The sequence below is a fragment of the Curtobacterium sp. 458 genome (genome assembly GCF_030406605.1).
Classification (GTDB): Bacteria; Actinomycetota; Actinomycetes; order Actinomycetales; family Microbacteriaceae; genus Curtobacterium.
The window spans coordinates 588,111-601,586 of sequence record NZ_CP129104.1 but is presented as its reverse complement, the minus strand read 5'-3'; the positions used below and the strand labels follow the sequence as shown (position 1 = coordinate 601,586).

General features: G+C 72.9%; 13 protein-coding genes and 1 tRNA gene. 6 read left to right on the top strand and 8 right to left on the bottom strand.

Going from position 1 to position 13,476, the window contains the following annotated elements:
- Positions 1–115 precede the first annotated feature (115 nt).
- Positions 116–553 (bottom strand): multidrug efflux SMR transporter, encoded by a 438-nt coding sequence (locus tag QPJ90_RS02855; RefSeq protein ID WP_290132966.1) that lies wholly within the window; start codon positions 551–553, stop codon positions 116–118.
- A gap of 1 nt (position 554) precedes the next feature.
- On the bottom strand, positions 555–869 hold the full coding sequence (locus tag QPJ90_RS02850; RefSeq protein ID WP_290132965.1) for a multidrug efflux SMR transporter: 315 nt from the start codon (positions 867–869) through the stop codon (positions 555–557).
- Between the two features lie 71 nt (positions 870–940).
- Here QPJ90_RS02850 and QPJ90_RS02845 point away from each other — a divergent pair, with 71 nt between their 5' ends.
- Genes QPJ90_RS02845 through QPJ90_RS02830 form a run of 4 tightly spaced genes read left to right on the top strand, consistent with a single transcriptional unit; the run spans position 941 to position 4,823 of the window.
- A complete protein-coding gene (locus QPJ90_RS02845; RefSeq protein WP_290132964.1) occupies positions 941–1,519 on the top strand; it encodes a TetR family transcriptional regulator C-terminal domain-containing protein in 579 nt (192 codons plus the stop codon).
- A gap of 38 nt (positions 1,520–1,557) precedes the next feature.
- Positions 1,558–2,580, top strand: coding sequence for a permease (locus QPJ90_RS02840; RefSeq protein WP_290132963.1), 1,023 nt, complete (start codon positions 1,558–1,560; stop codon positions 2,578–2,580).
- Positions 2,567–3,424, top strand: a complete 858-nt coding sequence (locus QPJ90_RS02835; RefSeq protein ID WP_290132962.1) for a TIGR03943 family protein — start codon at positions 2,567–2,569, stop codon at positions 3,422–3,424. The genes QPJ90_RS02840 and QPJ90_RS02835 overlap by 14 nt, the downstream gene beginning before the upstream one ends.
- The gene (locus QPJ90_RS02830) at positions 3,405–4,823 is read left to right on the top strand and encodes a hypothetical protein (RefSeq protein WP_290132961.1); all 1,419 of its coding nucleotides are present in this window, start codon (positions 3,405–3,407) and stop codon (positions 4,821–4,823) included. Before QPJ90_RS02835 ends, QPJ90_RS02830 begins: the two co-directional genes overlap by 20 nt.
- Here QPJ90_RS02830 and QPJ90_RS02825 read toward each other — a convergent pair.
- The 5 genes from QPJ90_RS02825 to QPJ90_RS02805 all read right to left on the bottom strand — a co-directional run bounded on the left by QPJ90_RS02825 (position 4,820) and on the right by QPJ90_RS02805 (position 9,489).
- Positions 4,820–5,782, bottom strand: a complete 963-nt coding sequence (locus tag QPJ90_RS02825) for a helix-turn-helix transcriptional regulator (protein ID WP_290132960.1) — start codon at positions 5,780–5,782, stop codon at positions 4,820–4,822. The genes QPJ90_RS02830 and QPJ90_RS02825 overlap by 4 nt on opposite strands.
- Positions 5,783–5,976: 194 nt before the next feature.
- Positions 5,977–7,023 (bottom strand): NAD(P)-dependent alcohol dehydrogenase, encoded by a 1,047-nt coding sequence (locus tag QPJ90_RS02820; RefSeq protein WP_290132959.1) that lies wholly within the window; start codon positions 7,021–7,023, stop codon positions 5,977–5,979.
- Positions 7,024–7,142: 119 nt separating this feature from the next.
- Entirely contained in the window at positions 7,143–8,162 is a 1,020-nt protein-coding gene (locus tag QPJ90_RS02815; RefSeq protein WP_290132958.1) for a glycerate kinase, read from the bottom strand.
- Positions 8,163–8,219: 57 nt separating this feature from the next.
- Positions 8,220–9,329, bottom strand: a complete 1,110-nt coding sequence (locus QPJ90_RS02810) for an FAD-dependent oxidoreductase (protein ID WP_290132957.1) — start codon at positions 9,327–9,329, stop codon at positions 8,220–8,222.
- Between the two features lie 86 nt (positions 9,330–9,415).
- Positions 9,416–9,489: transfer RNA gene (locus QPJ90_RS02805), tRNA-Gly, on the bottom strand.
- Positions 9,490–9,701: 212 nt separating this feature from the next.
- Between QPJ90_RS02805 and QPJ90_RS02800 the strand changes: the two genes are divergently transcribed.
- A complete protein-coding gene (locus tag QPJ90_RS02800) occupies positions 9,702–10,823 on the top strand; it encodes a DUF6177 family protein (RefSeq protein WP_290132956.1) in 1,122 nt (373 codons plus the stop codon).
- Between the two features lie 25 nt (positions 10,824–10,848).
- A complete protein-coding gene (locus tag QPJ90_RS02795) occupies positions 10,849–11,160 on the top strand; it encodes a hypothetical protein (protein ID WP_290132955.1) in 312 nt (103 codons plus the stop codon).
- Between the two features lie 178 nt (positions 11,161–11,338).
- Here the strand turns inward: QPJ90_RS02795 and QPJ90_RS02790 are convergent, their stop codons facing one another.
- Positions 11,339–13,384: a cytochrome c oxidase assembly protein gene (locus QPJ90_RS02790; RefSeq protein WP_290132954.1), complete on the bottom strand. Its 2,046-nt coding sequence runs from the start codon at positions 13,382–13,384 to the stop codon at positions 11,339–11,341.
- Positions 13,385–13,476: the final 92 nt, after the last annotated feature.

Sequence of the window (13,476 nt, the reverse complement as noted above, 5' to 3'; positions counted from 1 at the left end):
CGGTGCCAGCTGGCACCGCGCCTCCCGTCCGTCCACGGGGTGCGTCCCGCGACCGGCGCTCCCGAGTCTCGTGCTGAGCGACGACTCTCGCTACCCGGAGCCCGAGCAGTGTCGCCTACGCCGAGTCTCGTGCCGCGCTGGACGAGTCTCGCGCTGCGCCGACCGAGTCTCGCGCTGCGCCGACCGAGTCTCGTGCCGGGGCGACCGAGTCTCGGCGAACCCGTCCACGCGCCGGCCGCGCCGGTACGAGCTTGAGCCCGACGACGCACCCGACGATGCCGGCGATGAAGAGGAGCCGGAGGAGCGTCACCGGCTCCGCCCCCGTCGCCATGCCCCAGAGCACGGTCAGGGCGGCACCGGTCCCGGTCCACACTGCGTACGCCGTGCTGATCGGGATGTGCCGCAGCACGTACCCGAACGCGCCGAGGCTCACCACGATCGTCGCTGCGAAGACCAGGCTCGGTCCGAGCCTGGTGAAGCCGTGGCTCTCGCCGAGCGCGGTCGCCCACACGGTCTCGAGTGCGGCACTGACGAACAGGACCACCCAGGCCACGTCAGCTCACCACCTTGAGGCCGACGACGCAGGCCACGAGCCCGAAGACGAGGGCGAGCCGGGCGAAGGACGCGGCCTCCTGCCGGCGGAGCACCGCCACGACGACGGTCAGCGACGCTCCGATCCCGACCCACACGGCGTAGGCCGTACCCACCGGGATGGCCGTCATGGCGTACGCGAGGCCCAGCATGCTGAGCGCCATGCCCGCGACGAACACGATCGTCGGCACGATCTTCTTGAACCCGTCGGACGCGCTGAGGGCGGTGGCCCACACGGCTTCGAGCACGCCCGACAGCACCAACACGATCCACGTCACGTGTGCTCCCTCCCGGATAGTCGCACAACTGTACGACAAAGAAGGTAGCACAGTCGTGCGACCATGGCCCCGTGGCGAGGAGCATCGACATCGGCGAACGGCGCCGCACCGTGTCCGACGCGGCCGCGCGGGTGCTCGCCCGGAACGGCCTCGGCGCGCTGAGCGTCCGCGGGGTCGCGGCCGAGGCCGGGCTGCCCCCGTCGACCGTCCGGTACGTGTTCCCCACGCAGGCGAGCGTCCGGACGCACGCGCTCGAGACCGTGTTCGACGCGACCGCCCGCCGGGTCGACGCGGTGCCCGACACGCTGTCGGACCGCGAACGAGCGCGCCGCATCCTGCTCGAGCTGCTGCCGCTCGACGAGGAGCGGCTCGTCGAGCTCGACGTGTACCTCGCCCTCGGCAACGCGGCACTGACCGACCCGGAGCTCCGGCCGGCGCTCGACCGGGTCGTGTCGGACATGCAGGAGTGGACCGCGCGCATCGTCCACCTCGTCGGGGTGCCGGACGCCGAACGGGCGTACGAGGCTCGTCGCCTGCACGCCCTCATCGACGGGCTCGCGATGCACGTGTCGCGACTGGCTCCGGGGGAGTCGGCGGACTGGGCGATCGAGCTCCTCGACCGGCACCTCGACGGGCTCGCGGCGCGCTGACGAGCCGGCCGCCGTCGACGTCGCCTATCCTTGCGCAGGTGACGCGCGCGACCGCCACGGCCACGACCCCCGCCCCCGCCCGGAGCCTCACCGGCCCGGGGCTCGTGCTGCTCGCCGTCATCGTGCTCCTCGGCGTCCGGATCGTCTCGCCGAGCGTCGGGTCTGCGGGTCTGCCGGACGTCGTGCAGGACTTCCTGACGCTCGCGATCAGCGTCGTCGTCGAGTCCCTGCCGTTCGTCGTGCTCGGCATCCTGCTGTCGATCGTCGTCGAGGTCTGGGTGCCCGTCGGGGTGCTCGAACGGATCCTGCCGCAGCGTGCCGTGCCCCGTCGTGCGGTGATCTCGCTCATCGGCATGCTGTTCCCGGTGTGCGAGTGCGGCAACGTCCCCCTCGCCCGCGGCCTCATGCTCCGAGGGTTCACCCCCGCCGAGGCAGTCACGTTCCTCGTCGCCGCGCCGATCCTCAACCCGCTCGTGATCATCAGCACCGCGCAGGCGTTCGGCTGGTCCGGCTGGATCCTCCCGGTGCGGATCGTCGGCGGGTTCGTCATCGCGAACCTCGTCGGCTGGATCGTCGCCGCCCACCGACGCCCGGCCGACCTGCTGCTGCCCGCGTTCGAGGCCCGTTGCCGCGCGACCGTCGGGGCGCCCCGCTCCCGGAACCGCTGGCGGGACAGCGCCGCGCAGTTCGGCGGTGAGACCGCGACGATGATGCCTGCCCTCTTCGTCGGCGCCGGACTGGCCGCGGCGATCCAGGTCGCCGTGCCCCGCTCGACGCTCGTGGCGATCGGTGCGAACCCCGTGCTGTCCGTCGGCGCGATGATGCTCCTCGCGATGACGGTGTCGCTCTGCTCGAACGTCGACGCCTTCTTCGCCCTGTCGTTCGCGTCGACGTTCCTGCCCGGGTCGATCACGGCGTTCCTCATCATCGGCCCGATCATCGACGTCAAGATGATCGCCCTCCTCCGCACGACGTTCCGCGCACGCTTCCTCGTGCTGCTCGCCGTCGTCTGCGTCCTGTTCGCCGCGACCGTCGGGTTGGTGATGAATGTCCTCGTCTGAGTCGACGGCGCCCGCCGCCCTGGGGCTCGGGTCCGTCCTCGCGGTCGCGTTGTGCACGCTCTGGCTGGCGCTGGTCGGGCACCTCGACCTCTACATCAACCCGCGGTACGCGGTCTTCACGATCGTGCTCGCCGTGCTCGCCGTGCCGCCGGCGGTCGCCGGGCTCGTCGTCGTCGCGCGCGGCCACGGGCACACGCACGGCGACGAGCCGGCCGGCGGCGGACACACGCACGACGACGCGGCCGACGGTGCGCCCGCGCCCGCGGGCCCGGCAGCGGGACCGCACGACCGCGGCGGTCGGCCGGGAGGCGCGGGTCGCCGCACACGGGCCGTCCTCGGCTGGGCGGCGGCAGCCGTCACGGTCGGGGTCACGGTCGCCATGCTCGTCCTGCCGCCGACGACCCTGTCCGCCCGGACCGCGCAGCAGCGGAGCGTCGACGCCGCCACCCTCTCGAACGCCACCGGCACGCAGGGCGTCGCGCTCCTCGGCAGCGACGCCGTCGACACGTCCGACTACGGCGTCAAGGACTGGGCCGCCCTGATCCGCCAGACCACCGACACGAGCGCGCTCGTCGGCAAGCGGGTGGAGCTCACGGGCTTCGTCGTCCCCGCCGGAGACGGCTCGTTCACGCTCACCCGCTTCGTGATCAGCTGCTGCGCGGTCGACGCCCAACCCGTCGGCCTCGGCGTCACCACGAGCGGCGCCGTCCCCGACGCCGACCGGTGGGTGACCGTGCGGGGATCGCTCGTCGCCAACCCCGACCAGTCCGCCGCCGCCAGGATCGTCGTCAAGGCGTCCTCGGTCCGACAGATCGCGCAGCCGAGTGACCCCTACGAGTACTGACCACGACCGTCGCCCCCGCCGCGACCGCTTCCGCGCCAGGTACCTCGCCGTCGCGGTGGTGCTCGTCGTCGTCGGTACGCTCGCCGCGGTCGTCGGGTCGCAGCAGGGTCCGCGCCTCCGGGACGTCACCTACGACGCCACCGGGCTCGTGTCGAAGCCGGCGCAGCGGGTGATCCTCACCGCGAACCAGGCCCTGCAGCCGGTCCGGGCCGCGGACGTGCGGGTCCGGCCGGCGGCAGCGCACACGGTCACCTCGAGCGGCAACACGATCGCGGTCGAGTTCGCCGGACCCCTGGCGTACGACCGGTCGTACGAGATCGCCGTGTCCGGGGTCCGTGCTCCGGGGCAGTCCTCGACGTCGACCCTCCGCGCCGAGGTCCGGACCGGGAGCACCGACGTCCTCGCGCTCGTGCCTGCCGGGTCGGACGGCGGGAAGGACCGGATCGTCCGACGCTCGCTCGACGCCGGCGGCGCCACGACGGTGTACGCCGACACCGGGATCACGGAGTTCGCACGCCTCGGTCGCTCGCTGGTCGTCGTGCGCGACGCCGGCCGGGGCGCGTCGGCCGTCGACGTCGTCCCGCTCACCGGCGGCGTGCAGGACGACACCGTCCCGGTCGAGCACCTCACGCTGCCGACCTCGGCGGGCCGGGTCACCGCCCTGCACGCCGCCGACGACGGCGCCTCGTTCGGGTTCGAGTACGCGGACACCTCGACGGGGCGCTCCGCGGACGTCGGGCTCTACGTCGTCGACATGACCGGGACGCACATGCCGACCGCCATCGCGGCCGACGGGAAGCCGAAGACGGGCGCCGTCCCGATGACGGTCGGCCAGTGGGCGTACGTGCCCCGGACCGAGAGCGCCCTCGTCCGCACGAGCGGCGACGACCTCGTGCTCGTCGACATGAGCGGAGCGGCAGCAGCGGTCCGGCTCGGCAGCGCCACCACCCTGCACGGCTTCGTCGGCTCGGGCACCACGGCCGTCGTCGAGACCGGCACCGGCATCGAGTACCTCGACCTGACCGACGGCGCCCGGACACCGGTCGCCACCCCGGCGGGCAGCACCGGTGCGCCCTACCTCGGCCGGATCGCGCCGCTCACCGACGCGACCTACCTACGTGTGGTGGGCACCGTCCGTGCCGACGGGACGCTCGACCAACGCATCCTCCGTGTCGAGGCGACCCGCGCCTCCCGGCTGGCGGTGACGCTGCCCGCGGACGCGGGCGTCACGGCCGTGTGCCCCTCGCCGAACGGCCAGTTCGCCGCCGTGGTCACCCGCTCGGCCACCAGCGACCTGGTCAGCATCGTCGACGCGACCTCCGGCGTGCTCGAGGCGAGCGTCGAGGCGTCCACGGTCGACTGGTGCGGTGCGCTCCCGACGGGCGACGAGGTCGGTTAGCGCCGACGGAGGGTGTTCTTCGGGTACTCGCCGAAGCGCTGCAGGAACTCGCTCGAGAACCGGCCCATGTGGCTGAAGCCCCAGCGTCGCGCGACGTCGGCGACCGTGGTCTCCCCGATGGAGGAACGGAGCAGGTCCTCGTGGGCGCGGCGCAGCCGGACCTCGCGGAGGTACTGCATCGGCGTCCGGTCGAGTGCCCGCTGGAACGACTCCTGCAGGCCACGGACACTGAGGTCTGCGGCGCGCGCGATGTCCGACACCGTCAGCGGCAGGGCGGCGTTCGCGTGGATGTGCTCGACTGCTGCCCGGACCCGGCGGTTGCTCCGCGCACCGAAGTGCTCGGGGAGCTTCGGTGCCTGGAAGCGGTACAGACCCAGGAGCGCCCGGGCGACACCGCGCTGGGCCTCGTGCCACGCGAGCGACTCCGCGCCGTCCTCCCGGAAGGCGCGGACCGCACCGGCGACCGACCGCTGCCACTGCTGGATCGCGGACGCGTCCGGCTCGACCCCGCGCTGGAAGCCGAGCGTGCCGTCGACGAGGTACTGCTCCGCCGCCACGTCGAGCACGAGGTCTCGTCGCAGGTGCACGAGCCGCTGGTCCCAGTCGCGGTACTCCATCTCGAAGCGCTGCTCGATCGGGAAGAGGACGGGGACGCCGAGGCGCATGGGGGTCGCGTCGCGGTGGGTGTCGACGGTCGCGGTGCCGGAGTCGATCCACTGGACGACCACCTCGCCCTCGACGGCGACGTCGCCGCGGAGGTAGCCGTGCATCTGCGAGCGTCGGACGCTCATCCGGGAGTCGCCGATGCCGGCGTACCGGTACCAGTAGTCGTCGTCCACGTGGGCGGAGTACCACTGCTTGCCCGCGTACATCCCGGCGAGGTCACGGATCGCCGAGTCCGTGTCGCTGCCGGCCACGGAGACGAGCGCCGCGGGGGAGGGGGTGGAAGTGGTGGACATGACCCCCACCATCCTCCGGCTGGACCGCTCCGTCGACCCGGTTGCGTGCCGCGGACGACGCCGACGCGGTCTGCGGATGAACGGGCGGCGCGCTGCTGCACGCGGGTGCGGGCGCGGTGACGGGCTGTCGCCCGGGACGGACGGGAGGCGCGTGGCGGACCCGCCACGCGCCTCCCGGTCGGTCTCCGATCGCGTCAGGCGAGCGTGGCCGCGTCGATCACGAAGCGGTACCGGACGTCCGAGGACAGCACACGCTCGTACGCCTCGTTGATCTGGTCCGCGCTGATCAGCTCGGTCTCCGGCAGGATGCCCTTCTCGGCGCAGAAGTCGAGCATCTCCTGGGTCTCGCGGATGCCGCCGATGGCGGAGCCGGCCCAGCTCAGGCGGCGCGGGATGAGGGCGAAGGCCGGGACCTCGAGGGGCTCGGACGGCGCACCGACGTTCACCATGGTGCCGTCGACCTTGAGGAGCCCGAGGTAGGACGCCATCGGGATCTTCGCCGACACCGTGTTGATGATGAGCTCGAACGAGTTCGCGAGCTGCTCGAACGTCTCCGGGTCCTTCGTCGCGTAGTGGGCCGTCGCGCCGTAACGGAGCGAGTCCTCCTGCTTCGACGTGGTCTGCGACAGGACGGTGACCTCGGCGCCGAGCGCGACCGCGATCTTCACCGCCATGTGCCCGAGGCCGCCCATGCCGATGACGGCGACCTTCGAGCCGGGGCCGACGCCCCAGTGGTGCAGCGGCGAGTAGGTCGTGATGCCGGCGCAGAGCAGCGGTGCGACCTTCTCGATGTCGAGCGACTCGGGCACGCGGAGCACGAAGTCCTCGTTCACCACGATGGCCTGCGAGTAGCCGCCCTGCGTGATGCTGCCGTCGGCCGGGTCGACGCCCGCGTAGGTCTGGATGTTGCCCTTGAGGCAGTACTGCTCCTCGCCCTTGATGCAGTTCTCGCACTCGCCGCAGGAGTTCACCATGCAGCCGACGCCGACGCGGTCGCCGACCTGGTGCTTCGTGACGTCGGAGCCGACGGCGGAGACGTGGCCGACGATCTCGTGACCGACGACCTGTGGGTACTGGATCTCGCCCCACTCACCACGGACGGTGTGGATGTCCGAGTGGCAGATGCCGGCGTAGGCGATGTCGATCTCGACGTCGTTCGGACCGAGGTCGCGGCGGGTGATGGTGGTCTTGACGAGCGGCTCCGTGGCGGACGGGGCAGCGTAGGCGTTGACGGTGCGCAATGGTCTCCTCGTGGGGTGGGTCGATTGCTGGAGGGGCCGGTTCCGGCCCCGACTCCAAGTCTGCTGGAGCGCGCCACACCGAGGGTGGTCACGCTGGGGCACCCCTGCTGGAGGAACTCTCAGGCCATCCGGGCGAGTCGGGTCCCGGCGATCGTCGCGAACCGCAGCGGGTCGCGGAGCGCGTCGGTCGGCTCACCCGTGGTCTGCGTCGCGATCACCGTCAGCGAGGCTGCGGCGGCGAAGGCGTCCAGCGGAGCCTCGATCGCCCCGGCGACGAGCATCGCCCGAGCGCCCGGTGCGTGCTGCCCGACGAGTTCGTGCACGACCGAGACCACCTTGCCCGCCGCGCTCTGCCCGTCGAACCGTCCCTCGCCCGTGACCACGACGTCGGCGCCGTCGAGCAGCGCCGGCAGGCTCAGGACCTCGGCGACCCCGTCCGCACCGCGCACGAGGGTCGCACCCCACGCGAGCAGCCCGAACCCGACGCCACCAGCGGCCCCGGCCCCGGGGGTCGCCGGGTCGACGTGGGGGAAGCGTGCGGCGAACGCCGACAGTCGGGCGTCGAACTCGGCCACGCGCTCGGGGGCGATGCCCTTCTGTGGCCCGAACACCGCGGCGGCACCCGTCGGCCCGACGAGCGGCGAGGTGACGTCGGTGAGGACCGTCACGCCCCCGCTGGGGAGCGGCCGGTCGGCGAGGACGTCGAGCACCGAGGCGCCCCCGTCGGTCGAGGCGCTGCCCCCGATGCCGAGCACGAGCCCCGTCACGCCCGCGTCGAGCGCCGCGACGATCGCCTCGCCGAAGCCCCGCGAGGTCGCGGTGTCGGGCAGCAGCTCGCCGCCGAGCAGCGGCAGGCCGCTCGTCGCCGCGAGCTCGACCACACCGCGTCCGTCGGGGAGGAGCAGCCACTCGGCCTCGATCGGCGTGCCAGCGGGCCCGGTGACGGTCACGGGCTGTCGGACGGACTCGGGGAACGCGGAGGCGAATGCGTCCAGGGTGCCCTCGCCGCCGTCGGCCATCGGCGCGAGGACCACGTCGTCGTCCGGCCGCTCGGTCCGCCAGCCGTCGGCGATCGCCGCAGCCACGGACGCCGCGGTCGCGGTGCCCTTGAACGAGTCCGGAGCCACCACGATGCGCACCCGACCACCGTAGTGGGGCGGCCCGGCGGCGACCAGCCGGGTCTCGCGCGCAGCCGGTCAGCCGGTCAGCGCGAACCGCGGGTGCGGCGAGCCCCCGAGGGCGAGGTCCGCGAGCATCTCCCCGAGCAGGGGCGCGAACTTGAACCCGTGCCCCGAGAACCCGGTCGCGACGGTGAGCGGTCCGCGGCGGTCGATGACGAAGTCCTCGTCGGGCGTCGTGTCGTACAGACAGCTGATGAAGGTCGGCCTCGAGGCGTCGACACCGGGGACGTACCGCGCGACGTACGCCTGCAGGCGCTCGGCCTCCGCGGGCGCCGGGGTGAAGTCACGGTGGTCCGGGTCGACCACCGGCCCCGTTCCGTGGAAGCCCACCTTCACGCCCTCGCCCGGGGTCAGCAGGCCGTACACGTCGTCGCCGTCGGCCCAGTGCACGAAGCTCGGCCACGCCTCGTCCGGCAGGTGGCTGGGGAAGTGGGCGGGCTGCTCCTGGGTGACGCGGACGGCCGGGAGGCGCGCCCCGCGTCGGGCGAGCAGGTCACCGACCAGCGTGGGGGCCCAGGATCCCGTGGCCGCGATCACCGACCGGCTGCGGATCCGCGCGCCGTCGCTCGTCGACACCGTCAGTTCGTCGCCGTGGTCCTCGATGCCCGTCACCCGGGTGTCGAAGCGGAGGTCCGCCGACCCGGTGGCCTCGGCGAGCGTCAGGAACGCCTCGATCGCCTCGGCGGAGCGGATGCGTCCGGCGGTGGCGTGGGTGAGCACGTGCCCCTCGAACGCGATGCCGGGCCAGCGCTCGGCCGCCTGCTCCGGCGTGAGCGTCTCGTGGGGGATGCCCGCGTCGGCCAGTGCCGCGGCGATGGCGTCGACCACCTCCGGCCGTCCGTGGTCCACCGCGCCGGTCCGGTCGAGGAGCTGTCTGCCTGCACGCGCCTCGAGCGCGTCCCAGCGTGCGAGCGCCCGGGTCGTCAGGGCGACGTAATCGGCATCGGCGTAGCCCTGCCGGAAGATCCGCGTGGCTCCGTGCGACGAGCCCCGGTCGTGCCCGCGGCCGTGCTGCTCGACGAGGACGACGCGCTCGCCGCGGGCGGTGAGGGCGTAGGCCGTTGCTGCTCCGACGACCCCGCCGCCGATGACGAGGTGGGCCGGTGCGAGCTCGTGGGCGGGCATGGGGCGAGCGTAGTGCGCCGGCGGCGGCCGCGTGCGAACGAGTGTGTCCGCACGAGCGCATGCTCGCGGCGCAGTCAGACCAGGAGTGGAGCGAGTGACGGGAATCGAACCCGCGCTACCAGCTTGGGAAGCTGGAGTTCTACCATTGAACTACACTCGCGCATCCCGCTCGGCGGGACGTCGACAACCCTACCGGATTCTCCGCTGGAAGCCAGCCGAACGCGCTCCGGGAGTCTCCGTGGCGGCGGTGATCCGTGCCTCCAGGCCGTGTCCGTGTAGGCGCTGTGAGCCCACCGGCGTGACGGACAGGTGTCGCCCTCGTGTGTACCGTCCAGGGGGACCCGAGCGGCAGGACGACCGAGGAGGAACCGGATGGTCAGGCATCCCCTCATCGACGACGTGGTCGGTTCAGCGATCGTGGTGGACTCCGCTTCGTCGGTGGTGTGGCTGACCGACGCCTTCGCATCCCTGCTCCGCCGCGCCTCCGCTGCCGGCCGGATGGTCGTGCTCCGCACCGGGGCCGGCGCGGCCCTGACCCCGGCCGTGCGCCACGCACTCGGTGCGCACGGCGCGGCGTGGGCGGTCACCGACCCCGACGGGTCCGTGCGTGACGGACGCACCGGCGCGGCGGCGACCGGTGTCGAGGACTTCGTCCGACGCGGTCCGGAACTCGTCGGGACGCCGTCGCCGGAGCACCCGGTGTCGTCGGACTCGGTGCGGCAGATCAGCATCGACCTCACGCTGCGGCACCACGAGGGGCGCGCGGTCGACATGGGGTCCGCCATCGAGGCGCTCTGCGACACCGTCGGTGCGTGTCCGACCCGCTGGGGGACCGCCGAGCCCCTGACCGTGCCGTGGGACCGTTGGGTCGTGACGCAGTACGCGAAGCACGAGGCGCCGGGCGTCTCCACCTCGTACGCGATCGGCGACGGGTTCTCGGCGACGATGACCGCGCACCTGCAGGACGGGGTCGTGATCGAGACCATGTCGGCGGTGCTCACGGTGCCGGAGGAGCACGCCGACCCGTCGCTCGCCCCACGTCTGTTCGACGCCGTCCAGCGGGTCGCCGACGAGGTGGAGCCGGTGTTCGGCGTCGTCATGCAGCGTCGCGGTGACGCGGACCACCTCGTGCGGGCGGTCTCGCACGGTGAGCCGTCGCCACTCGCGGTGGTCGTCGGACCCGAGGCCACCGCGTTCCTGGACCGCGACGGGGAGTGGCCGCCGCCGCACACGTCGACCACGACGTTCGGGACCGCTGCGTCCGCGGGCTCGGACGCGTCCGATGGTTCCACCGGGTCCACCGGGTCCACCGGGTCCGGCGGGGACGCCGGGCTCATCGTCCGGTTCGAGCACGGGTGGGAGGCGCTCGAAGCGTTCCTCGACCGCATCGACGAAGACCGCTTCCTGCAGCTCGTCGGCGGCGCTCCGCTCGACCCGGCGCACGAGGACGGCCACGTGGGAGCACCGGTCAGCGGAGGTCCCGGTGCCGCGTGAGGTGACCCTCCTCTGTCGTCGGCCCGTGGAGATCCGCGACGTGGCCGAGGCGCTGCTGCTGCATGACGAGACGTGGGGTGTCCGCGCGCTCGACGACGGGCCGGTGATGCAGGTCTGCCGGGACGCGACGCACCCGGTGCTGACGGTGCTCGGTGTCCGCCGGGTGGACGCCTTCGACGAGGTCGAGCGGATCCTGCCGGAGGCTCCGACGCTCGAGGTGCCGCTGTGGTGGGTGGACGTGGTGACCCCCGCGGGGCCGGACGGCGAGTCGGGGATCTCGGCGGCGCTCGAGGCGGCGATGGACCTCGACGCCGTGTGCCTCGTGCACGGCGACTGACGCGCTGGCGCGGCGGCGCCGCCGGGCGCGGCCGCCCCGGCCCCCGCGGCCATCGGCGCACAACCAAAGTCCATCGACACCACGGGAAAGCGCGGTTCGAGCCGACTTTGGTTGTGCGAACGCGAAGCGCACCGGACGCGCCGGGCGCACCGGGCGCACCGCCCGCGCCTGCCGCCGCTCAGTCGCGGTCGCGCAGCGCCGCGAGCCGATCGTTGTACGCCTTGAGGTCGGCGTCCCCGTCGCGGTCGGCCTTGCGGTCGAGACGCTTGGCGTCCCGCGCATCCGACCGCACCCAGTTCCGCACCACGAGCAGCGCGACGAACACCATCGGCAGCTCACCCGCACCCCACGCGATCCCGCCGCCCGTGTGCTGGTCGGCCAGGAGCGCCGCGTCGTTCGTCTGCCCGAGCGCGTGGAACCAGTCGGACGCGAACACCGACGCCGAGGTCATCACCGCGACACCGAAGAACGCGTGGAAGGCCAGCGTCGCGAGCAGGGCGATGATGAGGATCGGGTACTGCGGGCGGGCGGGGCCGGGGTCGATACCGACGAAGACCCAGAAGAAGAGGTACCCGCTGAGGACGAAGTGCACGACCATCACGACGTGCCACTCGTGCGACTGCATCGCGTACTCGAACGCGGGCGTGAAGTAGAACACCACGAGGGAGCCGGCGAAGATCACCCCGGCGACCGCTGGCTTCGCCATGAACTGCATGTAGCGGGAGTGCACGAAGAGCATGAGCCACTCGCGGGCCCCGCGGGAGCCGTCGTTGCGCACCGGCAGCGTCCGGAGGGCGAGCAACACCGGGCCGCCGAGGACGAGCGGCAGCGGCACGAACATCATGAGCAGCATGTGCTGCACCATGTGCGACGAGAAGTGGATCATCCCGTAGACGGCCGGGCCGCCCGAGGTCGTCCAGATGAACAGCGCGCACCCGATCAGCCAGGCGATCGTGCGCCCGACGGGCCACTTGTCCCCGCGCTTCCGGAGCTTCCGCACCGCGAGCAGGTACCAGCCGGCACCGGTCACGGCGAGGGCTGCCCACACCCAGTCCCAGTGCCACTCGGTGAAGTACGTGTGCAGGGTCTGGGTCGGCGGGTACGGGTAGCCGATGAGCCCGGAGCGGGTGTCGTCCCCGGTCTCCGGCGTCTGCGGGATCGGCGGCTGCGAGCGCGACACCGCGACCGAGACGCCGATCGCCACGGCCATGAACACGATCTCAGCGAGGGCGAAGCGGGTGAACGAACGGCGGTCGAGCGGCGAGCGGAGGAGTGCCGGCACCAGGCGACGGCGCTGCACGACCCCGGCGAGGCCGAGCAGCACGAGGATCACGGCCTTGGTGGTGATCAGCCAGCCGTACGTCGTCGTGAACAGGTCGAGCGGGCCGGTCAGCCGCAGCGACGCGTTGACGATGCCCGAGAACGCCACCGCGGCGAACGACCACCCGGCGAGCGTCGAGTAGCGCGACACGACCCGGCCGGTCGCGCCCTTCGTCCGGGTGCGGAGCAGCAGCACGGCGACGAGTCCGCCGGCCCAGACGCACACCCCGACGAGGTGCACCGCGAGCGAGTTCACCGCGTTCGCGTGCTCGAGCGACCCGGCGGCGTGCCCCGAGAGCGCCAGTGGCAGCAGTGCGAACAGGGCGAGGACGGTCGCCACGGCGAGGGTCGTCACGCGGGTGGCGAACGCGGCGACGACGGTCGCGGCGAGGATGGCTGCGGCCGAGACGACGAGCGCCTGGCCGATCTCGACCTGGAACGCGAAGAGCAGGAAGTTCCGGGCGAACACCGGTGACGACAGTGGGACTCCGAGCGTGTTCGCCCCGGTCAGGACGATGCTCACGACCGCGGCGAGGAACCACACGCCGCCGGTCGCCGCGGCCCACCGGGTCGCCCGGTGCTGCACGCTCGAGACCGCCCCGTGGTCCTGCTTGCGAGCGGGGAGCGCGAACGCCGCGACGATGAGGAGGCCGATGGTGACGGCGGCCATCGTGTCGTGCACGGCACGCGCGATCGGCAGGCCGTAGGTCACGAGGTCACCGGCGGAGACGAGCTGCTGGTCGGAGCCGAACGCTCCGGTGACGACCATCCCGAGCACGGCGCAGGCCGCGGCGAGCGGGACGGCGACGACGAGGACCGTCGCGACGGTGGACGTGCGCGCGGTGACGGGCGCCGATTCCGGCGCCGCGCCTCCGGACGGGGGTGCGGAGGACGTGACGGTCATGACCGTCCCATGGTAAGCGCCCAGGCCTGGGCCCAAGCCGCCGGTTCCCGGGCGACGCGCCAACGGCGTCCGGGCCGTGCCGGTGGGGAGAG